This window comes from Noviherbaspirillum saxi, assembly GCF_003591035.1.
In the GTDB taxonomy this organism is placed as follows: domain Bacteria; phylum Pseudomonadota; class Gammaproteobacteria; order Burkholderiales; family Burkholderiaceae_D; genus Noviherbaspirillum; species Noviherbaspirillum saxi.
In genome coordinates this window covers 455364-478145 of record NZ_QYUO01000003.1, presented here as the reverse complement: position 1 = coordinate 478145, position 22782 = coordinate 455364, and the positions used below count along the sequence as shown (strand labels likewise).

Annotated in this window: 24 protein-coding genes; 18 read left to right on the top strand and 6 right to left on the bottom strand. The window is 61.4% G+C overall.

Annotated elements, in window-relative coordinates; translation table 11 throughout:
- Positions 1-303 precede the first annotated feature (303 nt).
- Together D3871_RS25360 and D3871_RS25355 are read left to right on the top strand one after the other, a co-directional pair.
- Positions 304-1584 carry a DUF2515 family protein gene (locus D3871_RS25360; protein ID WP_119771876.1) on the top strand — a complete coding sequence of 427 codons (1281 nt, stop codon included), beginning with the start codon at positions 304-306 and terminating at the stop codon, positions 1582-1584.
- 12 nt (positions 1585-1596) lie between these two features.
- A complete protein-coding gene (locus D3871_RS25355; protein ID WP_147376895.1) occupies positions 1597-2409 on the top strand; it encodes a hypothetical protein in 813 nt (270 codons plus the stop codon).
- 127 nt (positions 2410-2536) lie between these two features.
- Here D3871_RS25355 and D3871_RS25350 read toward each other — a convergent pair whose 3' ends face one another.
- Both D3871_RS25350 and D3871_RS25345 read right to left on the bottom strand, forming a co-directional pair.
- Complete coding sequence (locus D3871_RS25350; RefSeq protein ID WP_119771871.1) at positions 2537-3133, bottom strand: ORF6N domain-containing protein; 597 nt, start codon at positions 3131-3133, stop codon at positions 2537-2539.
- Positions 3130-3525: an RstR family transcriptional repressor gene (locus D3871_RS25345; protein ID WP_199724967.1), complete on the bottom strand. Its 396-nt coding sequence runs from the start codon at positions 3523-3525 to the stop codon at positions 3130-3132. Before D3871_RS25345 ends, D3871_RS25350 begins: the two co-directional genes overlap by 4 nt.
- A 134-nt stretch (positions 3526-3659) precedes the next feature.
- Here D3871_RS25345 and D3871_RS30385 point away from each other — a divergent pair, with 134 nt between their 5' ends.
- The 9 genes from D3871_RS30385 to D3871_RS25315 all read left to right on the top strand — a co-directional run bounded on the left by D3871_RS30385 (position 3660) and on the right by D3871_RS25315 (position 11173).
- Entirely contained in the window at positions 3660-3926 is a 267-nt protein-coding gene (locus D3871_RS30385; protein ID WP_158598054.1) for a CHC2 zinc finger domain-containing protein, read from the top strand.
- The gene (locus tag D3871_RS25340; protein WP_158598053.1) at positions 3896-4450 is read left to right on the top strand and encodes a hypothetical protein; all 555 of its coding nucleotides are present in this window, start codon (positions 3896-3898) and stop codon (positions 4448-4450) included. The genes D3871_RS30385 and D3871_RS25340 overlap by 31 nt, the downstream gene beginning before the upstream one ends.
- Entirely contained in the window at positions 4396-4986 is a 591-nt protein-coding gene (locus tag D3871_RS30630) for a toprim domain-containing protein (RefSeq protein WP_199724927.1), read from the top strand. Before D3871_RS25340 ends, D3871_RS30630 begins: the two co-directional genes overlap by 55 nt.
- A complete protein-coding gene (locus D3871_RS30625) occupies positions 4941-5477 on the top strand; it encodes a hypothetical protein (RefSeq protein WP_199724926.1) in 537 nt (178 codons plus the stop codon). Before D3871_RS30630 ends, D3871_RS30625 begins: the two co-directional genes overlap by 46 nt.
- Before the next feature lie 165 nt (positions 5478-5642).
- A complete protein-coding gene (locus tag D3871_RS30620) occupies positions 5643-6638 on the top strand; it encodes a hypothetical protein (RefSeq protein WP_199724925.1) in 996 nt (331 codons plus the stop codon).
- A 2-nt stretch (positions 6639-6640) separates the two neighbouring features.
- Positions 6641-7756, top strand: a complete 1116-nt coding sequence (xerC, locus tag D3871_RS25330; protein WP_119771850.1) for a site-specific tyrosine recombinase XerC — start codon at positions 6641-6643, stop codon at positions 7754-7756.
- The gene (locus D3871_RS25325; protein ID WP_119771849.1) at positions 7750-7929 is read left to right on the top strand and encodes a DUF7706 family protein; all 180 of its coding nucleotides are present in this window, start codon (positions 7750-7752) and stop codon (positions 7927-7929) included. Before xerC (D3871_RS25330) ends, D3871_RS25325 begins: the two co-directional genes overlap by 7 nt.
- Before the next feature lie 1093 nt (positions 7930-9022).
- The gene (locus D3871_RS25320; RefSeq protein ID WP_147376896.1) at positions 9023-10348 is read left to right on the top strand and encodes a DUF2515 family protein; all 1326 of its coding nucleotides are present in this window, start codon (positions 9023-9025) and stop codon (positions 10346-10348) included.
- A 12-nt stretch (positions 10349-10360) separates the two neighbouring features.
- Positions 10361-11173 (top strand): hypothetical protein, encoded by an 813-nt coding sequence (locus tag D3871_RS25315; protein WP_147376895.1) that lies wholly within the window; start codon positions 10361-10363, stop codon positions 11171-11173.
- A gap of 127 nt (positions 11174-11300) precedes the next feature.
- Here D3871_RS25315 and D3871_RS25310 read toward each other — a convergent pair whose 3' ends face one another.
- Together D3871_RS25310 and D3871_RS25305 are read right to left on the bottom strand one after the other, a co-directional pair.
- The gene (locus tag D3871_RS25310; protein ID WP_119771871.1) at positions 11301-11897 is read right to left on the bottom strand and encodes an ORF6N domain-containing protein; all 597 of its coding nucleotides are present in this window, start codon (positions 11895-11897) and stop codon (positions 11301-11303) included.
- Positions 11894-12289: an RstR family transcriptional repressor gene (locus D3871_RS25305; RefSeq protein ID WP_199724967.1), complete on the bottom strand. Its 396-nt coding sequence runs from the start codon at positions 12287-12289 to the stop codon at positions 11894-11896. Before D3871_RS25305 ends, D3871_RS25310 begins: the two co-directional genes overlap by 4 nt.
- A 134-nt stretch (positions 12290-12423) precedes the next feature.
- On the opposite strand from D3871_RS25305, the gene D3871_RS25300 reads away from it, so the two are divergent.
- The 5 genes from D3871_RS25300 (at position 12424) to D3871_RS25280 (ending at position 19943) form a co-directional block, all read left to right on the top strand.
- Positions 12424-15408, top strand: coding sequence for a CHC2 zinc finger domain-containing protein (locus D3871_RS25300; RefSeq protein ID WP_119771874.1), 2985 nt, complete (start codon positions 12424-12426; stop codon positions 15406-15408).
- A gap of 2 nt (positions 15409-15410) precedes the next feature.
- Positions 15411-16526: a site-specific tyrosine recombinase XerC gene (gene xerC / locus D3871_RS25295; protein ID WP_119771850.1), complete on the top strand. Its 1116-nt coding sequence runs from the start codon at positions 15411-15413 to the stop codon at positions 16524-16526.
- A complete protein-coding gene (locus tag D3871_RS25290; protein ID WP_119771849.1) occupies positions 16520-16699 on the top strand; it encodes a DUF7706 family protein in 180 nt (59 codons plus the stop codon). The genes xerC (D3871_RS25295) and D3871_RS25290 overlap by 7 nt, the downstream gene beginning before the upstream one ends.
- 1093 nt (positions 16700-17792) lie before the next feature.
- Positions 17793-19118: a DUF2515 family protein gene (locus D3871_RS25285; protein ID WP_147376896.1), complete on the top strand. Its 1326-nt coding sequence runs from the start codon at positions 17793-17795 to the stop codon at positions 19116-19118.
- Positions 19119-19130: 12 nt separating this feature from the next.
- Positions 19131-19943, top strand: a complete 813-nt coding sequence (locus D3871_RS25280; RefSeq protein ID WP_147376895.1) for a hypothetical protein — start codon at positions 19131-19133, stop codon at positions 19941-19943.
- Positions 19944-20070: 127 nt separating this feature from the next.
- On the opposite strand, the gene D3871_RS25275 is transcribed toward D3871_RS25280, so the two are convergent.
- Both D3871_RS25275 and D3871_RS25270 read right to left on the bottom strand, forming a co-directional pair.
- Positions 20071-20667, bottom strand: a complete 597-nt coding sequence (locus D3871_RS25275) for an ORF6N domain-containing protein (RefSeq protein WP_119771871.1) — start codon at positions 20665-20667, stop codon at positions 20071-20073.
- A gap of 49 nt (positions 20668-20716) precedes the next feature.
- Positions 20717-21058: an RstR family transcriptional repressor gene (locus D3871_RS25270; RefSeq protein ID WP_199724969.1), complete on the bottom strand. Its 342-nt coding sequence runs from the start codon at positions 21056-21058 to the stop codon at positions 20717-20719.
- Between the two features lie 134 nt (positions 21059-21192).
- Here D3871_RS25270 and D3871_RS31130 point away from each other — a divergent pair, with 134 nt between their 5' ends.
- Both D3871_RS31130 and D3871_RS25260 read left to right on the top strand, forming a co-directional pair.
- Entirely contained in the window at positions 21193-21948 is a 756-nt protein-coding gene (locus D3871_RS31130; RefSeq protein ID WP_119771869.1) for a CHC2 zinc finger domain-containing protein, read from the top strand.
- Between the two features lie 44 nt (positions 21949-21992).
- Entirely contained in the window at positions 21993-22763 is a 771-nt protein-coding gene (locus D3871_RS25260; RefSeq protein WP_233575898.1) for a toprim domain-containing protein, read from the top strand.
- Positions 22764-22782: the final 19 nt, after the last annotated feature.

The following is a 22782-nucleotide window of genomic DNA, read 5'->3' as shown; positions in this document are numbered from 1 at the left end:
CTGTATCGGGTCAGGCAGTATCCGGCGTCTCAGATGCAGGACTTGCTCGACTGCGGCGGAAGCAGTTGTTTTCAGTCGTTCTACTACGTTGCGATCTGTACCAACGGTGAAGAAAGTGACTTGAGCCTATCCGTTCTTTTAAAGCCAAGAACCAAGATGCGTTGACCTCACGATCTACGTCTACGACCTGGCACATGCAGGTTTGTGACGGCATGCCAAAACCAGAGACCAGAAGCAGGAAGTTCTTCAATATGTGTATGACCTGATGGGAACACAGTTGCAACAGATGCGTTCGGCAATGCATTGGGTAACAGCATCGCTTACGGCGATTGGGGCGGTAGCCAGCAGGAAAGCGCGCTAACGTCGTTCCGGCAGGCTGAGATCGCGGCGATGAATGCGGATGCTGTTGCGAACGGGGAGATTGGGCTGGGCAGCACATTCGCCGGCGATATGGGGCTGCGCAAGGCGATGAATCCGCTGCTGTCGAGAGCAGCCGAGTTCACTCCGGAGATCAAGGCAGACGGCACGCGCCCGGTCTACGATTTCGGCGATCCGTTTGAAAACGACGGCGTGGTTGCCGCAGCCGGCGGCGTATCGCGAAGCTCGGGCAACGCCAAGCTGACGATGGTGCCGCAGGAGTTGTACGCGCTGCGCGATCCAGCGGTGCGCGCCGATGAGCAAGCAATGCGCCGGCTCTACGGTATCGCGATGGACAACAGCCGCACCTGGCTGCCGACGAACCTGACGCCGGAAGAGACGAGCCTGACCACGGGCATGGCGTATCACAAGGTGTTCGGAGAAGACCGGACGGCGATCTGGTTCGGCCTGGCGCCGTATGCCACGTCGAAGGTCGGCGAGACTTACCAGCAGCTCAACACGTTCGGGTTCATGGGCCGGGCCGATGCGGGTATCATTCGTTCCGCCTTCCAGGAAGGCAACCGCGCGATCTTCATGAGTATGTTCACGGCCGAACAGTTCTACCAGGCCGGCGGAACCGATGCGATACGGTCGATGGTGAATATCGATTCACGGAGCTTTGGGGCAAGCTGGAATCGTGACAACAGGGAATATAGCGATGCCCTTGTTCAAAGCTTCGAGTTGCGCGATCAGGCCAAGGACGCCTTCCGGAACGGGCAGACTGGACGCGGTGAACAGTTGCTGGGCCAGTCGCTGAAATCGTCCGCCGACTTCGAGCAGCGCGTCGTGTTGCAGCAGTATTACGATACCAAGTACACCGCGAACGACTGGCTCGGCAAGCCGGTGACGAAGACGCTGCGGCAAGCCATCCAGGGCATGGCGAGCATTGGGCCGGACAGCATTGCTCAAAGCTATGCGGAGCGCATGTCGACGGTGACGATCAACGGCCAGTCGCTCAGTTTCACCGGCAACGACGTGGGCAACGTGAAGCAGCGCATGCCGTTCGTCTATTCGCTCGCCGGCAACCTGATGCGGACCTACAGTAGCGGCAGTTCGGGCGATTGGCTGAGCGGATCGCAACGTATTTACCAAGAACAGTTTAATGTTCTGCAAAATACGTATGGTGTAACGGAGGCATTCGATGTCCGCCGCCGGCTCGGGTTCTAAATGGGGGTGCGGATGAACAAGCTATGGATGGGATTGGTGCTCGTCGCTATATCCGGGTTGGCGGCCTGCCAGCCGCAGGGCGAGCATGGAAAATTGAGGAAAGACATGAACGGGATGATTCTGGGCGACGACACCCAACCGGCGCAGCCGCTGCATGTGGGGGTGGGCGATACCGCGACGCGGCTGATGGCACGCAATCCGTATCTGAAGCAATTCAAGCTGAACGACCAAGAGGAATTGCGACTACCGCTGATGACGAAGCTGGACGTGCATTACGACGACGGCGACATCAAGCTGGACGTGGGATGCGCATTCACGACGAATATCGACGGCAATGCACGCTTCCCGGGCGCGGCCTTCATCGGCATCAAGCTGTGCGACCAGCCGCTGAACGACTGGAAACCGGCCTTGCAGCGGGCAACCGAGATCATGCGCCGCCTGGAGCAGCAGAATCCGCAGGTGCAGAACCTGCGCGATTTCTACCGTAATGCCAGCGAGCCGGAATTGCAAAAGATCGGTGGAAAGCAATGGCGCAAGTCACAACAAGACATGGACATGCTTCGGACGCTCGAAGAAGCGGATGCCAAGTTTGCGCAAGAGGCTGCCGGCGGCAATGAGGAAATACTAAGTGGAAAGTGGCGCAACACTGAAGCATTCGTCGGTGTCTATGCTGGCAAGCATGCGATCTTCGAGATTGGGGTATCCAAGGTTGCCGAATTCGGCGGCAGTAATTTGACCGAAGAGCAGCGCCGGACGATGCGTTACGAAGTGACGATGAGCTTCCGTCTGCGCAATGACGTCGATCCAAAGTCAGTGCAACGGTAGGCCAAGTCATATACCGTTCTTCTTCTCTTCCTTGAAATAAGAAAGCCGCTCCCAACCCCACTAGCTGCATGGGGTGATGGAGCGGCTTCTTTTTAGCTGCTAAAGAACGGTGATGCCGACTGCGGCATCAGCGCTTCTTGATTGCCTTCGGTTTGTTTGGTTTCTCCTCCGGGGCAACGAAGCCGATCGGTCGTTTCGGCGATGGTGCCGGCGGCGTCATCAATTCGCGGATGGCGTCGAACACCTGTTTCAATTGCACGCGGGTGTTGTGCGAAAACGTATCGTGCTTTAACTCCATCAGCTCGGCCTTGTTCTCCAGCTCATCCAGACGCAGCGCCAGTTCCTTGTTCGACACGATCACTTCGCGCAGGCGCACGAAGGCGCGCATGATCTCGATATTGACCGCAATCGCCTGCGCACTGTTGAGCACGGAAGACAGCATTGCCACGCCTTGTTCCGTGAAGGCATAGGGCGCATAGCGCCGGCCGCCGCGGCCGGTGTTTGAGGTCACAGATTGTGATCTCAAAACATCCCACTCGGCAGCATCGAGCTGGAACATGAAATCTTCCGGGAATCGGTCGAGATTGCGCTTGACGGCCTGCACCAGGGCGCTGGTGGTGACGCCGTAGAGCGCGGCTAGATCGGCGTCGATCATCACCCGGTGGCCGCGCATGACGAGGATGCGGCGCTCAATGTGGATGGGTGGGGTCGAAGGTTTGCTCATGCCTTGTTCCTTCCCGCCGTTGCTTTCTTCTCTTTAGCCGCCGGTGCCGGCCTACCCACGCGCTCCAATGCGCCGGCGACCTGATTCTTGACGATCATCGCATCGAGCACGGCCTTGGCGATCGCCTGTTCTTCTGACGGCATTGCCGCGATCGCCTCGAAGCGCAGCTTCAGATCGTCGTCGAGCTCGCGCTCGCCTTCCTCGAACAGCAGGAAATCGGCCGTGACATGCAGTGCGAGCGCGAGCTTCTTCAAGGCTTCGGCCGTAGGCTGGGCGCTACCGGCCTCGTAGCGCTTAATTTGCTGGACGTGGATGCCGGAGGCATCGGCCAGGCTTTGCTGGGTCAAACCCTTCTGCTTGCGCAGCCCGATCACTCTTGCAGAGAAACTCATGGTGGATAACCAGTGATGAAGACAGGCCATGATGCTAGCTCCTTGTTTCGGAGGGGGTTGACGAAAGTATAGTATACGATACCATAATAATATACGTTAAGTATCTTGACAGGTTTCGGAGCGAAAGGCGATTTATGGCACGGATACCAGCAGCGGAGATCGAGCAGCTAAAAAGCGACGTGTCGGTCGAGTGCCTAGTGGAGGCGGCCGGGATTGCGCTGAAGAAGTCCGGCAAGGACAGGATCGGCACTTGTCCGTTCCACGACGACAGCGAACCGTCGCTGGTGGTGACGCCGGCCAAGAACCTGTGGCACTGCTTCGGTTGCCAGATCGGCGGCGGGCCGCTCGACTGGGTGATGAAATTCAAGGGGTGTCATTTCGTCATGCGGTCGAATTGCTGAAGGCCGATCCTTCTTTAGCCGCGCAGGGCGATGCGCCAGTCAAGCGTGCGACGGTACGCGCCTTGCCGTCGCCGGTCACGTTCGACGCCGATGACCAGGCATTATTGAACCAATCCGTCAGCTACTACCACGAGACGCTAAAGCAGTCGCCGGAAGCGCTGGCCTATCTGAAGGCACGCGGGCTGGACCACCCGGAGCTGGTCGAGCGTTTCGTGCTGGGTTATGCGAACCGCACGCTGGGTCTGCGCCTGCCGGAAAAGAATCGTCTGTCCGGCGCTGACATTCGCACGCGCCTGCAAAAGATCGGCATCTACCGCGAGAGCGGCCATGAACACTTCAACGGCTCGCTGGTGGTGCCGGTGCTGGACGACGCCGGTAACGTCACCGAGGTGTATGGCCGCAAAATCCGCGACGATTTGCGCAAGGGAACGCCGTTGCACCTGTACCTGCCGGGGCCGCATCGCGGCGTGTGGAACGAGCAGGCGCTAGCGGAAAACAAGGAATCATCCTGTGCGAAGCGTTGATCGATGCGATGACGTTCTGGTGCGCCGGTTTTACGAATGTCACTGCTGCCTATGGCGTGGAGGGCTTCACCGACGACCACCTGGCCGCGTTCAGGAAATACGGCACCGAGCGCGTGCTGATCGCGTATGACCGCGACGACGCCGGCAACCGCGCCGCCGAGAAGCTGGCGGCGCAATTGATGGAGCAAGGCATCGAGTGTTTGCGCGTACTGTTCCCCAAAGGGATGGACGCGAACAGTTATGCATTGAAATTGACGCCGGCCGCCCATAGCCTGGGCCTGGTGCTGCGGCAGGCCGAATGGATCGGGCGCGGGCGGCAACCGGACGCCGTGCCGGCTGTGCCCGCCGCTGCGCAAGACTTCCCCATGCCGCCGCCCGCTGCACCGTTGGCCGTTCCTTTAGCCGCTATGGCGGACGATGCCGACGCCGAGCCGCCGATCGAGTCGGCCGGCGATGAACTGCTGATCGTGCAGGGGATAGGCAATGGCGCGTGCGCGGCTGGAAAAAGAACCTGTCGCCCGAGCAGATGCGCGTGAACCTGCAAGTGCGGCGCACGCCGGAGGAGGCGGGCGGCTACCACGTCGACACGCTCGACCTGTACGCGGCGCGCGCCCGCGCTGCATACATCCGGCAAGCGGCGATCGAGCTGGGGTTGCCCGACGACACGATCAAGAGAGATATGGGCCATGTGCTGTTGAAGCTGGAAACGCTGCAGGACGAAGCGATCCGTCAAAACACCAAGCCGAAAAGCACGGTGCCGCTGATGTCGGCCGAGGATGAAAAAACCGCCCTGGCATTGTTGCAAGCGCCCGACCTGATCGCGCGCATCGTGGCCGACATGGAGCGCTGCGGCATGGTGGGCGAGTCGAACAATTGCCTGGCCGGGTATCTGGCCGCCGTCTCGCGCAAACTCGACACGCCGCTGGCGATCCTGATTCAGAGTTCGAGCGCAGCCGGCAAAAGCAGCCTGATGGAGGCGGTGCTGGCGATGGTGCCGCCCGAAGAGCGCGTCCATACAGCGCGATGACGGGGCAATCCCTGTTCTACCTGGGCGAGACCGACATGCAGCACAAGATCCTCGCGATTGCGGAGAAGAAGGCGTGCGGCAGGCGGCGTATGCGTTGAAGCTGCTGCAGTCCGACGGCGAATTGACGATGGCCTCGACCGGCAAGGACGAGACGACCGGCATCTCGTGACGAAACAGTACAAGGTCAAGGGGCCGGTGATGCTGATGATGACGACGACTGCGATCGACATCGACGAAGAGCTGATGAACCGCTGCCTGGTCTTGAGCGTGAACGAATCGCGCGAGCAGACGCGGGCGATTCATGCACGCCAGCGCATGAAGCAGACCCTCGAAGGGTTGCTGGCATCGAGCGAGAAAGAGGCGATCATTGCCTTGCACCAGAATGCGCAACGGCTGTTGAAGCCGGTGCTGGTGGTGAACCCGTATGCCGACAAATTGACATTCCTCGACGACAAGACGCGCACCCGGCGCGACCACATGAAGTATCTGACGCTGATTCGTGCCATTGCGCTGATCCACCAGCACCAGCGGCCGGTTAAAACGGTCGCGCATCGCGGGCGCACGCTGGCCTATATCGAGGCGACCAAGGCCGACATTGCGTTGGCCAACCGCATCGCGCACGACGTGCTGGGCAGGACGCTGGACGAGCTGCCGCCGCAGACGCGCCGCTTGTTGACGCAGCTCCATGCGTGGGTCGATCAGGAAGCGATGGCGCAGAAACTGCCGCCGCGTGAGTTCCGCTTCACCCGCAAGCAGGTGCGCGACGCCTTGCAATGGGGCGATACGCAACTGAAGCTGCATCTGGGCCGGCTGGTCGATCTCGAATACCTGGCCGTGCATCGGCGCGGCACGACATTCGATTACGAGCTGCTGTATGACGGCAAAGATGAAGGCAAGCACCTGTGCGGCTTGATCGACGTGGCGGCATTGGGCGAGATGCACGGCTACGACGGCGAGCGGTCGGGGGGCAATGAGCATCGGTCGGGGTTCGGTCGGCCCTTGGTCGGCTTGGTGTCGGGGGCCGGTCGGGGTATGGTGCCGAACGCGCAAAGCGAGCCTCCATGCGGCTCTGCGGACGATGATGCCGTGCAAAGCGGTGTGTTTGCGCCAAATGCACTACACCATGCGAACGGTGCCGGTCCTGTCGTAGCGGGAGGCTGAACATGCGTGCTGGCGTTCAACCGTTCCGCACGCGCGGCAAGCGGCAGTTCAATAGCCCGGTAGGCGACCCGCGCGACGCGCGCGGCCTGACTGCGGCGATGCGCCGCTTCATCGACTACCGCACCATGATCGGCAGCACGGAATCGGGGTTGTGGAGCATGGAGCGTTACCTCCGCGACTTCATCGTGTGGGCCGATGCGCGGGCCGTCACGCATCCCGAACATGTGACGCAAGCGGTGCTCGAACGCTATCAGCGCTGGCTGCACCACTACCGCAAGAAGGACGGTGCGCCGCTGTCGGTGGCGAGCCGGCGCAGCAAGATCACGCCGCTTAAAAGCTTCTTCAAGTGGCTGACCAAGACCGGACAGATTCCGGCCAATCCTGCCTCCGAAATCGAGCTGCCCAAGGCGATACGGCGGCTGCCGCGCCATGTGCTCAGCGTCGATGAAACCGAGCGCGTGTTGGCGCTCGCCGACACGGCGAGCCTGATCGGCTTGCGTGACCGCGCGATGATGGAAGTGCTGTATGCGACCGGTATGCGGAGAATGGAAATCGCCAAGCTGGAAATCGGTGACATCGATGCCGACAAGTGCGTAGTGCTGATCCGCGAGGGAAAAGGCCGAAAAGACCGCTTGATTCCGCTGGGCGAGCGCGCGCTGCACTGGGTGCAGGAATATCTCGACAAGAGCCGGCCGCTGCTGGCGTGGAACCAGCAGGACAGCACCTTGTTTCTCGGGCAGGAAGGCATGGCGTTGTCGCCGACCTGGCTATCCACGCATGTGGCGTCCTACGTCAAGCGGGCGGAGCTGGGCAAGCACGGCGGCTGCCATTTGTTTCGGCACACGATGGCGACCCTGATGCTCGAAGGCGGAGCCGACATCCGCTTCATTCAGGCGATGCTGGGGCATGCGGAGCTGTCGACCACGCAGATTTACGCGCAAGTGGCGATCCGGCAATTGCAACTGGTGCATGCGAGCACGCATCCGGGTGCATTACGGCGCGTCAGAGGCGATCAAATGACCGTGGACGGCTCCACGTCTCAACCCGATGCGGAAAACGCCGCAGACGCGCTGTTGGCTGCGCTGGACGCGGAAGCCGACGAGGAGGATGCATGCTGATCGAAGTGAACCTGCCGGATGAATTGGCGTGGGCCTTGGCCGAGTTCCTGAAACGCGCCGGCTACAGCGATTACCGGCAGCTGGCGGTCAGCGAGCAAGAGGCATACGACATGCAGGACGCCGGCGAGAAGGTGCGCGCGGCGCTGGCGGAACGAGGGATTGCGCCGCGTTGAGATCAGAGGCAAGCGCGAACGTCGCAAGACGTTAACCCGCCTGTCACGCGCCATGCCAGGCGTGCAAGGGGAAAGTCAGGGCACGGCATGGCGCGCGCCAGGCTGGACGCCGGTGGTGTGCGATGGCCGGTGGCACCGGAACCGCACGAGAAACCAGAGTCAGGGGAACGAAGCGCGCTCCTGCGTCGCTTGCCGCCGCGCTTCGCCGTTAGCCAGACAAGAGCAACGCAAGGTCAAAGGCACAGCCGTTCCGGGGTAACTGCCTGCGGCAGTTAACATAACGCCGCATTCTGCAAAGTTGCTGCATTCGCTCCACTTCGTTGCGCTCGGTGCAACGACCGCTTCGCGCCCTGCGGGTTCGCAGAACGGGGCGTTATGTCTGGCGCCCCTCCACGGCTGCACCCCCTGGCATGTGCGCTGGAGCGCGCAGGGATTGGTCAGGGTTACGGTGCGCGCTCGTGCCTCGCTTGCGGCCGCGCTGCGCCGGCAGTCAGAGGGTACGCAACAACAACGCACGGCCAGGCCCACGCCGTGCTCAGCTGCATGGCTTGTGTGCCCGCGTACCGCCGGCACATCTGTTTCAGTCAGGCGCTATCGCGCAATCACAACGACCACCAGCCCCCGCCCACCCAGGCAGGCCCGTCCCACGGGCTCGCACTGCGTTGCTCGTTCCCCGTGGGACGGGCCTGCCTTCCCGTCCGCCCCGCAGGGGCTCCCCATGTCAGGCGGCTGCGCCGCACATCAACAACAACGCAACCCCGCGTTCGGCAAGCGGTGCAAGGCATCAACCCGCCTTGCACCGCACTTGCCAGCGTGTCTTTATCCATCGCCGTCAAGGCCAAGCCCTGCGGGCGCTGCGCGGCCTTGACGGAGCGGCGGCCGGCGACGGCGCGATCTTCCCTTAGCCGCCGTTGGTCGGTTTGAGGTCACAGACTGTGACCTCAAACACCGGCATCGAGGCGGTCACAATCCGTGACCACCTGCCGGCCGCTGCGCGGCCGAAAACTGCACATCGGGGCCAAAAAGTTAAAATGCCCGGATGTTTGCCTACGCCACTCCGCCGAAACCCGCGCCGACTCTGCGTGCGCGGGGCATGCGGCTACGACTTCACGTCGGGCCGAATGCGTTCGGCAATGCATTGGGTAACAGCATCGCTTACGGCGATTGGGGCGGTAGCCAGCAGGAAAGCGCGCTAACGTCGTTCCGGCAGGCTGAGATCGCGGCGATGAATGCGGATGCTGTTGCGAACGGGGAGATTGGGCTGGGCAGCACATTCGCCGGCGATATGGGGCTGCGCAAGGCGATGAATCCGCTGCTGTCGAGAGCAGCCGAGTTCACTCCGGAGATCAAGGCAGACGGCACGCGCCCGGTCTACGATTTCGGCGATCCGTTTGAAAACGACGGCGTGGTTGCCGCAGCCGGCGGCGTATCGCGAAGCTCGGGCAACGCCAAGCTGACGATGGTGCCGCAGGAGTTGTACGCGCTGCGCGATCCAGCGGTGCGCGCCGATGAGCAAGCAATGCGCCGGCTCTACGGTATCGCGATGGACAACAGCCGCACCTGGCTGCCGACGAACCTGACGCCGGAAGAGACGAGCCTGACCACGGGCATGGCGTATCACAAGGTGTTCGGAGAAGACCGGACGGCGATCTGGTTCGGCCTGGCGCCGTATGCCACGTCGAAGGTCGGCGAGACTTACCAGCAGCTCAACACGTTCGGGTTCATGGGCCGGGCCGATGCGGGTATCATTCGTTCCGCCTTCCAGGAAGGCAACCGCGCGATCTTCATGAGTATGTTCACGGCCGAACAGTTCTACCAGGCCGGCGGAACCGATGCGATACGGTCGATGGTGAATATCGATTCACGGAGCTTTGGGGCAAGCTGGAATCGTGACAACAGGGAATATAGCGATGCCCTTGTTCAAAGCTTCGAGTTGCGCGATCAGGCCAAGGACGCCTTCCGGAACGGGCAGACTGGACGCGGTGAACAGTTGCTGGGCCAGTCGCTGAAATCGTCCGCCGACTTCGAGCAGCGCGTCGTGTTGCAGCAGTATTACGATACCAAGTACACCGCGAACGACTGGCTCGGCAAGCCGGTGACGAAGACGCTGCGGCAAGCCATCCAGGGCATGGCGAGCATTGGGCCGGACAGCATTGCTCAAAGCTATGCGGAGCGCATGTCGACGGTGACGATCAACGGCCAGTCGCTCAGTTTCACCGGCAACGACGTGGGCAACGTGAAGCAGCGCATGCCGTTCGTCTATTCGCTCGCCGGCAACCTGATGCGGACCTACAGTAGCGGCAGTTCGGGCGATTGGCTGAGCGGATCGCAACGTATTTACCAAGAACAGTTTAATGTTCTGCAAAATACGTATGGTGTAACGGAGGCATTCGATGTCCGCCGCCGGCTCGGGTTCTAAATGGGGGTGCGGATGAACAAGCTATGGATGGGATTGGTGCTCGTCGCTATATCCGGGTTGGCGGCCTGCCAGCCGCAGGGCGAGCATGGAAAATTGAGGAAAGACATGAACGGGATGATTCTGGGCGACGACACCCAACCGGCGCAGCCGCTGCATGTGGGGGTGGGCGATACCGCGACGCGGCTGATGGCACGCAATCCGTATCTGAAGCAATTCAAGCTGAACGACCAAGAGGAATTGCGACTACCGCTGATGACGAAGCTGGACGTGCATTACGACGACGGCGACATCAAGCTGGACGTGGGATGCGCATTCACGACGAATATCGACGGCAATGCACGCTTCCCGGGCGCGGCCTTCATCGGCATCAAGCTGTGCGACCAGCCGCTGAACGACTGGAAACCGGCCTTGCAGCGGGCAACCGAGATCATGCGCCGCCTGGAGCAGCAGAATCCGCAGGTGCAGAACCTGCGCGATTTCTACCGTAATGCCAGCGAGCCGGAATTGCAAAAGATCGGTGGAAAGCAATGGCGCAAGTCACAACAAGACATGGACATGCTTCGGACGCTCGAAGAAGCGGATGCCAAGTTTGCGCAAGAGGCTGCCGGCGGCAATGAGGAAATACTAAGTGGAAAGTGGCGCAACACTGAAGCATTCGTCGGTGTCTATGCTGGCAAGCATGCGATCTTCGAGATTGGGGTATCCAAGGTTGCCGAATTCGGCGGCAGTAATTTGACCGAAGAGCAGCGCCGGACGATGCGTTACGAAGTGACGATGAGCTTCCGTCTGCGCAATGACGTCGATCCAAAGTCAGTGCAACGGTAGGCCAAGTCATATACCGTTCTTCTTCTCTTCCTTGAAATAAGAAAGCCGCTCCCAACCCCACTAGCTGCATGGGGTGATGGAGCGGCTTCTTTTTAGCTGCTAAAGAACGGTGATGCCGACTGCGGCATCAGCGCTTCTTGATTGCCTTCGGTTTGTTTGGTTTCTCCTCCGGGGCAACGAAGCCGATCGGTCGTTTCGGCGATGGTGCCGGCGGCGTCATCAATTCGCGGATGGCGTCGAACACCTGTTTCAATTGCACGCGGGTGTTGTGCGAAAACGTATCGTGCTTTAACTCCATCAGCTCGGCCTTGTTCTCCAGCTCATCCAGACGCAGCGCCAGTTCCTTGTTCGACACGATCACTTCGCGCAGGCGCACGAAGGCGCGCATGATCTCGATATTGACCGCAATCGCCTGCGCACTGTTGAGCACGGAAGACAGCATTGCCACGCCTTGTTCCGTGAAGGCATAGGGCGCATAGCGCCGGCCGCCGCGGCCGGTGTTTGAGGTCACAGATTGTGATCTCAAAACATCCCACTCGGCAGCATCGAGCTGGAACATGAAATCTTCCGGGAATCGGTCGAGATTGCGCTTGACGGCCTGCACCAGGGCGCTGGTGGTGACGCCGTAGAGCGCGGCTAGATCGGCGTCGATCATCACCCGGTGGCCGCGCATGACGAGGATGCGGCGCTCAATGTGGATGGGTGGGGTCGAAGGTTTGCTCATGCCTTGTTCCTTCCCGCCGTTGCTTTCTTCTCTTTAGCCGCCGGTGCCGGCCTACCCACGCGCTCCAATGCGCCGGCGACCTGATTCTTGACGATCATCGCATCGAGCACGGCCTTGGCGATCGCCTGTTCTTCTGACGGCATTGCCGCGATCGCCTCGAAGCGCAGCTTCAGATCGTCGTCGAGCTCGCGCTCGCCTTCCTCGAACAGCAGGAAATCGGCCGTGACATGCAGTGCGAGCGCGAGCTTCTTCAAGGCTTCGGCCGTAGGCTGGGCGCTACCGGCCTCGTAGCGCTTAATTTGCTGGACGTGGATGCCGGAGGCATCGGCCAGGCTTTGCTGGGTCAAACCCTTCTGCTTGCGCAGCCCGATCACTCTTGCAGAGAAACTCATGGTGGATAACCAGTGATGAAGACAGGCCATGATGCTAGCTCCTTGTTTCGGAGGGGGTTGACGAAAGTATAGTATACGATACCATAATAATATACGTTAAGTATCTTGACAGGTTTCGGAGCGAAAGGCGATTTATGGCACGGATACCAGCAGCGGAGATCGAGCAGCTAAAAAGCGACGTGTCGGTCGAGTGCCTAGTGGAGGCGGCCGGGATTGCGCTGAAGAAGTCCGGCAAGGACAGGATCGGCACTTGTCCGTTCCACGACGACAGCGAACCGTCGCTGGTGGTGACGCCGGCCAAGAACCTGTGGCACTGCTTCGGTTGCCAGATCGGCGGCGGGCCGCTCGACTGGGTGATGAAATTCAAGGGGGTGTCATTTCGTCATGCGGTCGAATTGCTGAAGGCCGATCCTTCTTTAGCCGCGCAGGGCGATGCGCCAGTCAAGCGTGCGACGGTACGCGCCTTGCCGTCGCCGGTCACGTTCGACGCCGATGACCAGGCATTATTGAACCAATCCGTCAGCTACTACCACGAGACGCTAAAGCAGTCGCCGGAAGCGCTGGCCTATCTGAAGGCACGCGGGCTGGACCACCCGGAGCTGGTCGAGCGTTTCGTGCTGGGTTATGCGAACCGCACGCTGGGTCTGCGCCTGCCGGAAAAGAATCGTCTGTCCGGCGCTGACATTCGCACGCGCCTGCAAAAGATCGGCATCTACCGCGAGAGCGGCCATGAACACTTCAACGGCTCGCTGGTGGTGCCGGTGCTGGACGACGCCGGTAACGTCACCGAGGTGTATGGCCGCAAAATCCGCGACGATTTGCGCAAGGGAACGCCGTTGCACCTGTACCTGCCGGGGCCGCATCGCGGCGTGTGGAACGAGCAGGCGCTAGCGGAAAACAAGGAAATCATCCTGTGCGAAGCGTTGATCGATGCGATGACGTTCTGGTGCGCCGGTTTTACGAATGTCACTGCTGCCTATGGCGTGGAGGGCTTCACCGACGACCACCTGGCCGCGTTCAGGAAATACGGCACCGAGCGCGTGCTGATCGCGTATGACCGCGACGACGCCGGCAACCGCGCCGCCGAGAAGCTGGCGGCGCAATTGATGGAGCAAGGCATCGAGTGTTTGCGCGTACTGTTCCCCAAAGGGATGGACGCGAACAGTTATGCATTGAAATTGACGCCGGCCGCCCATAGCCTGGGCCTGGTGCTGCGGCAGGCCGAATGGATCGGGCGCGGGCGGCAACCGGACGCCGTGCCGGCTGTGCCCGCCGCTGCGCAAGACTTCCCCATGCCGCCGCCCGCTGCACCGTTGGCCGTTCCTTTAGCCGCTATGGCGGACGATGCCGACGCCGAGCCGCCGATCGAGTCGGCCGGCGATGAACTGCTGATCGTGCAGGGGGATAGGCAATGGCGCGTGCGCGGCTGGAAAAAGAACCTGTCGCCCGAGCAGATGCGCGTGAACCTGCAAGTGCGGCGCACGCCGGAGGAGGCGGGCGGCTACCACGTCGACACGCTCGACCTGTACGCGGCGCGCGCCCGCGCTGCATACATCCGGCAAGCGGCGATCGAGCTGGGGTTGCCCGACGACACGATCAAGAGAGATATGGGCCATGTGCTGTTGAAGCTGGAAACGCTGCAGGACGAAGCGATCCGTCAAAACACCAAGCCGAAAAGCACGGTGCCGCTGATGTCGGCCGAGGATGAAAAAACCGCCCTGGCATTGTTGCAAGCGCCCGACCTGATCGCGCGCATCGTGGCCGACATGGAGCGCTGCGGCATGGTGGGCGAGTCGAACAATTGCCTGGCCGGGTATCTGGCCGCCGTCTCGCGCAAACTCGACACGCCGCTGGCGATCCTGATTCAGAGTTCGAGCGCAGCCGGCAAAAGCAGCCTGATGGAGGCGGTGCTGGCGATGGTGCCGCCCGAAGAGCGCGTCCAGTACAGCGCGATGACGGGGCAATCCCTGTTCTACCTGGGCGAGACCGACATGCAGCACAAGATCCTCGCGATTGCGGAAGAAGAAGGCGTGCGGCAGGCGGCGTATGCGTTGAAGCTGCTGCAGTCCGACGGCGAATTGACGATGGCCTCGACCGGCAAGGACGAGACGACCGGCAATCTCGTGACGAAACAGTACAAGGTCAAGGGGCCGGTGATGCTGATGATGACGACGACTGCGATCGACATCGACGAAGAGCTGATGAACCGCTGCCTGGTCTTGAGCGTGAACGAATCGCGCGAGCAGACGCGGGCGATTCATGCACGCCAGCGCATGAAGCAGACCCTCGAAGGGTTGCTGGCATCGAGCGAGAAAGAGGCGATCATTGCCTTGCACCAGAATGCGCAACGGCTGTTGAAGCCGGTGCTGGTGGTGAACCCGTATGCCGACAAATTGACATTCCTCGACGACAAGACGCGCACCCGGCGCGACCACATGAAGTATCTGACGCTGATTCGTGCCATTGCGCTGATCCACCAGCACCAGCGGCCGGTTAAAACGGTCGCGCATCGCGGGCGCACGCTGGCCTATATCGAGGCGACCAAGGCCGACATTGCGTTGGCCAACCGCATCGCGCACGACGTGCTGGGCAGGACGCTGGACGAGCTGCCGCCGCAGACGCGCCGCTTGTTGACGCAGCTCCATGCGTGGGTCGATCAGGAAGCGATGGCGCAGAAACTGCCGCCGCGTGAGTTCCGCTTCACCCGCAAGCAGGTGCGCGACGCCTTGCAATGGGGCGATACGCAACTGAAGCTGCATCTGGGCCGGCTGGTCGATCTCGAATACCTGGCCGTGCATCGGCGCGGCACGACATTCGATTACGAGCTGCTGTATGACGGCAAAGATGAAGGCAAGCACCTGTGCGGCTTGATCGACGTGGCGGCATTGGGCGAGATGCACGGCTACGACGGCGAGCGGTCGGGGGGCAATGAGCATCGGTCGGGGTTCGGTCGGCCCTTGGTCGGCTTGGTGTCGGGGGCCGGTCGGGGTATGGTGCCGAACGCGCAAAGCGAGCCTCCATGCGGCTCTGCGGACGATGATGCCGTGCAAAGCGGTGTGTTTGCGCCAAATGCACTACACCATGCGAACGGTGCCGGTCCTGTCGTAGCGGGAGGCTGAACATGCGTGCTGGCGTTCAACCGTTCCGCACGCGCGGCAAGCGGCAGTTCAATAGCCCGGTAGGCGACCCGCGCGACGCGCGCGGCCTGACTGCGGCGATGCGCCGCTTCATCGACTACCGCACCATGATCGGCAGCACGGAATCGGGGTTGTGGAGCATGGAGCGTTACCTCCGCGACTTCATCGTGTGGGCCGATGCGCGGGCCGTCACGCATCCCGAACATGTGACGCAAGCGGTGCTCGAACGCTATCAGCGCTGGCTGCACCACTACCGCAAGAAGGACGGTGCGCCGCTGTCGGTGGCGAGCCGGCGCAGCAAGATCACGCCGCTTAAAAGCTTCTTCAAGTGGCTGACCAAGACCGGACAGATTCCGGCCAATCCTGCCTCCGAAATCGAGCTGCCCAAGGCGATACGGCGGCTGCCGCGCCATGTGCTCAGCGTCGATGAAACCGAGCGCGTGTTGGCGCTCGCCGACACGGCGAGCCTGATCGGCTTGCGTGACCGCGCGATGATGGAAGTGCTGTATGCGACCGGTATGCGGAGAATGGAAATCGCCAAGCTGGAAATCGGTGACATCGATGCCGACAAGTGCGTAGTGCTGATCCGCGAGGGAAAAGGCCGAAAAGACCGCTTGATTCCGCTGGGCGAGCGCGCGCTGCACTGGGTGCAGGAATATCTCGACAAGAGCCGGCCGCTGCTGGCGTGGAACCAGCAGGACAGCACCTTGTTTCTCGGGCAGGAAGGCATGGCGTTGTCGCCGACCTGGCTATCCACGCATGTGGCGTCCTACGTCAAGCGGGCGGAGCTGGGCAAGCACGGCGGCTGCCATTTGTTTCGGCACACGATGGCGACCCTGATGCTCGAAGGCGGAGCCGACATCCGCTTCATTCAGGCGATGCTGGGGCATGCGGAGCTGTCGACCACGCAGATTTACGCGCAAGTGGCGATCCGGCAATTGCAACTGGTGCATGCGAGCACGCATCCGGGTGCATTACGGCGCGTCAGAGGCGATCAAATGACCGTGGACGGCTCCACGTCTCAACCCGATGCGGAAAACGCCGCAGACGCGCTGTTGGCTGCGCTGGACGCGGAAGCCGACGAGGAGGATGCATGCTGATCGAAGTGAACCTGCCGGATGAATTGGCGTGGGCCTTGGCCGAGTTCCTGAAACGCGCCGGCTACAGCGATTACCGGCAGCTGGCGGTCAGCGAGCAAGAGGCATACGACATGCAGGACGCCGGCGAGAAGGTGCGCGCGGCGCTGGCGGAACGAGGGATTGCGCCGCGTTGAGATCAGAGGCAAGCGCGAACGTCGCAAGACGTTAACCCGCCTGTCACGCGCCATGCCAGGCGTGCAAGGGGAAAGTCAGGGCACGGCATGGCGCGCGCCAGGCTGGACGCCGGTGGTGTGCGATGGCCGGTGGCACCGGAACCGCACGAGAAACCAGAGTCAGGGGAACGAAGCGCGCTCCTGCGTCGCTTGCCGCCGCGCTTCGCCGTTAGCCAGACAAGAGCAACGCAAGGTCAAAGGCACAGCCGTTCCGGGGTAACTGCCTGCGGCAGTTAACATAACGCCGCATTCTGCAAAGTTGCTGCATTCGCTCCACTTCGTTGCGCTCGGTGCAACGACCGCTTCGCGCCCTGCGGGTTCGCAGAACGGGGCGTTATGTCTGGCGCCCCTCCACGGCTGCACCCCCTGGCATGTGCGCTGGAGCGCGCAGGGATTGGTCAGGGTTACGGTGCGCGCTCGTGCCTCGCTTGCGGCCGCGCTGCGCCGGCAGTCAGAGGGTACGCAACAACAACGCACGGCCAGGCCCACGCCGTGCTCAGCTGCATGGCTTGTGTGCCCGCGTACCGCCGGCACATCTGTTTCAGTCAGGCGCTATCGCGCAATCACAACGACCACCAGCCCCCGCCCACCCAGGCAGGCCCGTCCCACGGGCTCGCACTGCGTTGCTCGTTCCCCGTGGGACGGGCCTGCCTTCCCGTCCGCCCCGCAGGGGCTCCCCATGTCAGGCGGCTGCGCCGCACATCAACAACAACGCAACCCCGCGTTCGGCAAGCGGTGCAAGGCATCAACCCGCCTTGCACCGCACTTGCCAGCGTGTCTTTATCCATCGCCGTCAAGGCCAAGCCCTGCGGGCGCTGCGCGGCCTTGACGGAGCGGCGGCCGGCGACGGCGCGATCTTCCCTTAGCCGCCGTTGGTCGGTTTGAGGTCACAGACTGTGACCTCAAACACCGGCATCGAGGCGGTCACAATCCGTGACCACCTGCCGGCCGCTGCGCGGCCGAAAACTGCACATCGGGGCCAAAAAGTTAAAATGCCCGGATGTTTGCCTACGCCACTCCGCCGAAACCCGCGCCGACTCTGCGTGCGCGGGGCATGCGGCTACGACTTCACGTCGGGCCGAATGCGTTCGGCAATGCATTGGGTAACAGCATCGCTTACGGCGATTGGGGCGGTAGCCAGCAGGAAAGCGCGCTAACGTCGTTCCGGCAGGCTGAGATCGCGGCGATGAATGCGGATGCTGTTGCGAACGGGGAGATTGGGCTGGGCAGCACATTCGCCGGCGATATGGGGCTGCGCAAGGCGATGAATCCGCTGCTGTCGAGAGCAGCCGAGTTCACTCCGGAGATCAAGGCAGACGGCACGCGCCCGGTCTACGATTTCGGCGATCCGTTTGAAAACGACGGCGTGGTTGCCGCAGCCGGCGGCGTATCGCGAAGCTCGGGCAACGCCAAGCTGACGATGGTGCCGCAGGAGTTGTACGCGCTGCGCGATCCAGCGGTGCGCGCCGATGAGCAAGCAATGCGCCGGCTCTACGGTATCGCGATGGACAACAGCCGCACCTGGCTGCCGACGAACCTGACGCCGGAAGAGACGAGCCTGACCACGGGCATGGCGTATCACAAGGTGTTCGGAGAAGACCGGACGGCGATCTGGTTCGGCCTGGCGCCGTATGCCACGTCGAAGGTCGGCGAGACTTACCAGCAGCTCAACACGTTCGGGTTCATGGGCCGGGCCGATGCGGGTATCATTCGTTCCGCCTTCCAGGAAGGCAACCGCGCGATCTTCATGAGTATGTTCACGGCCGAACAGTTCTACCAGGCCGGCGGAACCGATGCGATACGGTCGATGGTGAATATCGATTCACGGAGCTTTGGGGCAAGCTGGAATCGTGACAACAGGGAATATAGCGATGCCCTTGTTCAAAGCTTCGAGTTGCGCGATCAGGCCAAGGACGCCTTCCGGAACGGGCAGACTGGACGCGGTGAACAGTTGCTGGGCCAGTCGCTGAAATCGTCCGCCGACTTCGAGCAGCGCGTCGTGTTGCAGCAGTATTACGATACCAAGTACACCGCGAACGACTGGCTCGGCAAGCCGGTGACGAAGACGCTGCGGCAAGCCATCCAGGGCATGGCGAGCATTGGGCCGGACAGCATTGCTCAAAGCTATGCGGAGCGCATGTCGACGGTGACGATCAACGGCCAGTCGCTCAGTTTCACCGGCAACGACGTGGGCAACGTGAAGCAGCGCATGCCGTTCGTCTATTCGCTCGCCGGCAACCTGATGCGGACCTACAGTAGCGGCAGTTCGGGCGATTGGCTGAGCGGATCGCAACGTATTTACCAAGAACAGTTTAATGTTCTGCAAAATACGTATGGTGTAACGGAGGCATTCGATGTCCGCCGCCGGCTCGGGTTCTAAATGGGGGTGCGGATGAACAAGCTATGGATGGGATTGGTGCTCGTCGCTATATCCGGGTTGGCGGCCTGCCAGCCGCAGGGCGAGCATGGAAAATTGAGGAAAGACATGAACGGGATGATTCTGGGCGACGACACCCAACCGGCGCAGCCGCTGCATGTGGGGGTGGGCGATACCGCGACGCGGCTGATGGCACGCAATCCGTATCTGAAGCAATTCAAGCTGAACGACCAAGAGGAATTGCGACTACCGCTGATGACGAAGCTGGACGTGCATTACGACGACGGCGACATCAAGCTGGACGTGGGATGCGCATTCACGACGAATATCGACGGCAATGCACGCTTCCCGGGCGCGGCCTTCATCGGCATCAAGCTGTGCGACCAGCCGCTGAACGACTGGAAACCGGCCTTGCAGCGGGCAACCGAGATCATGCGCCGCCTGGAGCAGCAGAATCCGCAGGTGCAGAACCTGCGCGATTTCTACCGTAATGCCAGCGAGCCGGAATTGCAAAAGATCGGTGGAAAGCAATGGCGCAAGTCACAACAAGACATGGACATGCTTCGGACGCTCGAAGAAGCGGATGCCAAGTTTGCGCAAGAGGCTGCCGGCGGCAATGAGGAAATACTAAGTGGAAAGTGGCGCAACACTGAAGCATTCGTCGGTGTCTATGCTGGCAAGCATGCGATCTTCGAGATTGGGGTATCCAAGGTTGCCGAATTCGGCGGCAGTAATTTGACCGAAGAGCAGCGCCGGACGATGCGTTACGAAGTGACGATGAGCTTCCGTCTGCGCAATGACGTCGATCCAAAGTCAGTGCAACGGTAGGCCAAGTCATATACCGTTCTTCTTCTCTTCCTTGAAATAAGAAAGCCGCTCCCAACCCCACTAGCTGCATGGGGTGATGGAGCGGCTTCTTTTTAGCTGCTAAAGAACGGTGATGCCGACTGCGGCATCAGCGCTTCTTGATTGCCTTCGGTTTGTTTGGTTTCTCCTCCGGGGCAACGAAGCCGATCGGTCGTTTCGGCGATGGTGCCGGCGGCGTCATCAATTCGCGGATGGCGTCGAACACCTGTTTCAATTGCACGCGGGTGTTGTGCGAAAACGTATCGTGCTTTAACTCCATCAGCTCGGCCTTGTTCTCCAGCTCATCCAGACGCAGCGCCAGTTCCTTGTTCGACACGATCACTTCGCGCAGGCGCACGAAGGCGCGCATGATCTCGATATTGACCGCAATCGCCTGCGCACTGTTGAGCACGGAAGACAGCATTGCCACGCCTTGTTCCGTGAAGGCATAGGGCGCATAGCGCCGGCCGCCGCGGCCGGTGTTTGAGGTCACAGATTGTGATCTCAAAACATCCCACTCGGCAGCATCGAGCTGGAACATGAAATCTTCCGGGAATCGGTCGAGATTGCGCTTGACGGCCTGCACCAGGGCGCTGGTGGTGACGCCGTAGAGCGCGGCTAGATCGGCGTCGATCATCACCCGGTGGCCGCGCATGACGAGGATGCGGCGCTCAATGTGGATGGGTGGGGTCGAAGGTTTGCTCATGCCTTGTTCCTTCCCGCCGTTGCTTTCTTCTCTTTAGCCCGGTGCCGGCCTACCCACGCGCTCCCAATGCGCCGGCGACCTGATTCTTGACGATCATCGCATCGAGCACGGCCTTGGCGATCGCCTGTTCTTCTGACGGCATTGCCGCGATCGCCTCGAAGCGCAGCTTCAGATCGTCGTCGAGCTCGCGCTCGCCTTCCTCGAACAGCAGGAAATCGGCCGTGACATGCAGTGCGAGCGCGAGCTTCTTCAAGGCTTCGGCCGTAGGCTGGGCGCTACCGGCCTCGTAGCGCTTAATTTGCTGGACGTGGATGCCGGAGGCATCGGCCAGGCTTTGCTGGGTCAAACCCTTCTGCTTGCGCAGCCCGATCACTCTTGCAGAGAAACTCATGGTGGATAACCAGTGATGAAGACAGGCCATGATGCTAGCTCCTTGTTTCGGAGGGGGTTGACGAAAGTATAGTATACGATACCATAATAATATACGTTAAGTATCTTGACAGGTTTCGGAGCGAAAGGCGATTTATGGCACGGATACCAGCAGCGGAGATCGAGCAGCTAAAAAGCGACGTGTCGGTCGAGTGCCTAGTGGAGGCGGCCGGGATTGCGCTGAAGAAGTCCGGCAAGGACAGGATCGGCACTTGTCCGTTCCACGACGACAGCGAACCGTCGCTGGTGGTGACGCCGGCCAAGAACCTGTGGCACTGCTTCGGTTGCCAGATCGGCGGCGGGCCGCTCGACTGGGTGATGAAATTCAAGGGGGTGTCATTTCGTCATGCGGTCGAATTGCTGAAGGCCGATCCTTCTTTAGCCGCGCAGGGCGATGCGCCAGTCAAGCGTGCGACGGTACGCGCCTTGCCGTCGCCGGTCACGTTCGACGCCGATGACCAGGCATTATTGAACCAATCCGTCAGCTACTACCACGAGACGCTAAAGCAGTCGCCGGAAGCGCTGGCCTATCTGAAGGCACGCGGGCTGGACCACCCGGAGCTGGTCGAGCGTTTCGTGCTGGGTTATGCGAACCGCACGCTGGGTCTGCGCCTGCCGGAAAGAATCGTCTGTCCGGCGCTGACATTCGCACGCGCCTGCAAAAGATCGGCATCTACCGCGAGAGCGGCCATGAACACTTCAACGGCTCGCTGGTGGTGCCGGTGCTGGACGACGCCGGTAACGTCACCGAGGTGTATGGCCGCAAAATCCGCGACGATTTGCGCAAGGGAACGCCGTTGCACCTGTACCTGCCGGGGCCGCATCGCGGCGTGTGGAACGAGCAGGCGCTAGCGGAAAACAAGGAAATCATCCTGTGCGAAGCGTTGATCGATGCGATGACGTTCTGGTGCGCCGGTTTTACGAATGTCACTGCTGCCTATGGCGTGGAGGGCTTCACCGACGACCACCTGGCCGCGTTCAGGAAATACGGCACCGAGCGCGTGCTGATCGCGTATGACCGCGACGACGCCGGCAACCCGCGCGCCGAGAAGCTGGCGGCGCAATTGATGGAGCAAGGCATCGAGTGTTTGCGCGTACTGTTCCCCAAAGGGATGGACGCGAACAGTTATGCATTGAAATTGACGCCGGCCGCCCATAGCCTGGGCCTGGTGCTGCGGCAGGCCGAATGGATCGGGCGCGGGCGGCAACCGGACGCCGTGCCGGCTGTGCCCGCCGCTGCGCAAGACTTCCCCATGCCGCCGCCCGCTGCACCGTTGGCCGTTCCTTTAGCCGCTATGGCGGACGATGCCGACGCCGAGCCGCCGATCGAGTCGGCCGGCGATGAACTGCTGATCGTGCAGGGGGATAGGCAATGGCGCGTGCGCGGCTGGAAAAAGAACCTGTCGCCCGAGCAGATGCGCGTGAACCTGCAAGTGCGGCGCACGCCGGAGGAGGCGGGCGGCTACCACGTCGACACGCTCGACCTGTACGCGGCGCGCGCCCGCGCTGCATACATCCGGCAAGCGGCGATCGAGCTGGGGTTGCCCGACGACACGATCAAGAGAGATATGGGCCATGTGCTGTTGAAGCTGGAAACGCTGCAGGACGAAGCGATCCGTCAAACACCAAGCCGAAAAGCACGGTGCCCTGATGTCGGCCGAGGATGAAAAAACCGCCCTGGCATTG

What these genes read in the sequence shown, in the direction of transcription:
- D3871_RS25355 (WP_147376895.1), top strand. Translation starts at nt 1,597, where the DNA reads ATGAACAAGCTATGGATGGGATTGGTGCTCGTCGCTATATCCGGGTTG.
- D3871_RS25350 (WP_119771871.1), bottom strand. Translation starts at nt 3,133, where the DNA reads ATGAGCAAACCTTCGACCCCACCCATCCACATTGAGCGCCGCATCCTC.
- D3871_RS25345 (WP_199724967.1), bottom strand. Translation starts at nt 3,525, where the DNA reads ATGAGTTTCTCTGCAAGAGTGATCGGGCTGCGCAAGCAGAAGGGTTTG.
- D3871_RS30385 (WP_158598054.1), top strand. Translation starts at nt 3,660, where the DNA reads ATGGCACGGATACCAGCAGCGGAGATCGAGCAGCTAAAAAGCGACGTG.
- xerC (WP_119771850.1), top strand. Translation starts at nt 6,641, where the DNA reads ATGCGTGCTGGCGTTCAACCGTTCCGCACGCGCGGCAAGCGGCAGTTC.
- D3871_RS25325 (WP_119771849.1), top strand. Translation starts at nt 7,750, where the DNA reads ATGCTGATCGAAGTGAACCTGCCGGATGAATTGGCGTGGGCCTTGGCC.
- D3871_RS25320 (WP_147376896.1), top strand. Translation starts at nt 9,023, where the DNA reads ATGCGGCTACGACTTCACGTCGGGCCGAATGCGTTCGGCAATGCATTG.
- D3871_RS25315 (WP_147376895.1), top strand. Translation starts at nt 10,361, where the DNA reads ATGAACAAGCTATGGATGGGATTGGTGCTCGTCGCTATATCCGGGTTG.
- D3871_RS25310 (WP_119771871.1), bottom strand. Translation starts at nt 11,897, where the DNA reads ATGAGCAAACCTTCGACCCCACCCATCCACATTGAGCGCCGCATCCTC.
- D3871_RS25305 (WP_199724967.1), bottom strand. Translation starts at nt 12,289, where the DNA reads ATGAGTTTCTCTGCAAGAGTGATCGGGCTGCGCAAGCAGAAGGGTTTG.
- D3871_RS25300 (WP_119771874.1), top strand. Translation starts at nt 12,424, where the DNA reads ATGGCACGGATACCAGCAGCGGAGATCGAGCAGCTAAAAAGCGACGTG.
- xerC (WP_119771850.1), top strand. Translation starts at nt 15,411, where the DNA reads ATGCGTGCTGGCGTTCAACCGTTCCGCACGCGCGGCAAGCGGCAGTTC.
- D3871_RS25290 (WP_119771849.1), top strand. Translation starts at nt 16,520, where the DNA reads ATGCTGATCGAAGTGAACCTGCCGGATGAATTGGCGTGGGCCTTGGCC.
- D3871_RS25285 (WP_147376896.1), top strand. Translation starts at nt 17,793, where the DNA reads ATGCGGCTACGACTTCACGTCGGGCCGAATGCGTTCGGCAATGCATTG.
- D3871_RS25280 (WP_147376895.1), top strand. Translation starts at nt 19,131, where the DNA reads ATGAACAAGCTATGGATGGGATTGGTGCTCGTCGCTATATCCGGGTTG.
- D3871_RS25275 (WP_119771871.1), bottom strand. Translation starts at nt 20,667, where the DNA reads ATGAGCAAACCTTCGACCCCACCCATCCACATTGAGCGCCGCATCCTC.
- D3871_RS25270 (WP_199724969.1), bottom strand. Translation starts at nt 21,058, where the DNA reads ATGAGTTTCTCTGCAAGAGTGATCGGGCTGCGCAAGCAGAAGGGTTTG.
- D3871_RS31130 (WP_119771869.1), top strand. Translation starts at nt 21,193, where the DNA reads ATGGCACGGATACCAGCAGCGGAGATCGAGCAGCTAAAAAGCGACGTG.
- D3871_RS25260 (WP_233575898.1), top strand. Translation starts at nt 21,993, where the DNA reads ATGACGTTCTGGTGCGCCGGTTTTACGAATGTCACTGCTGCCTATGGC.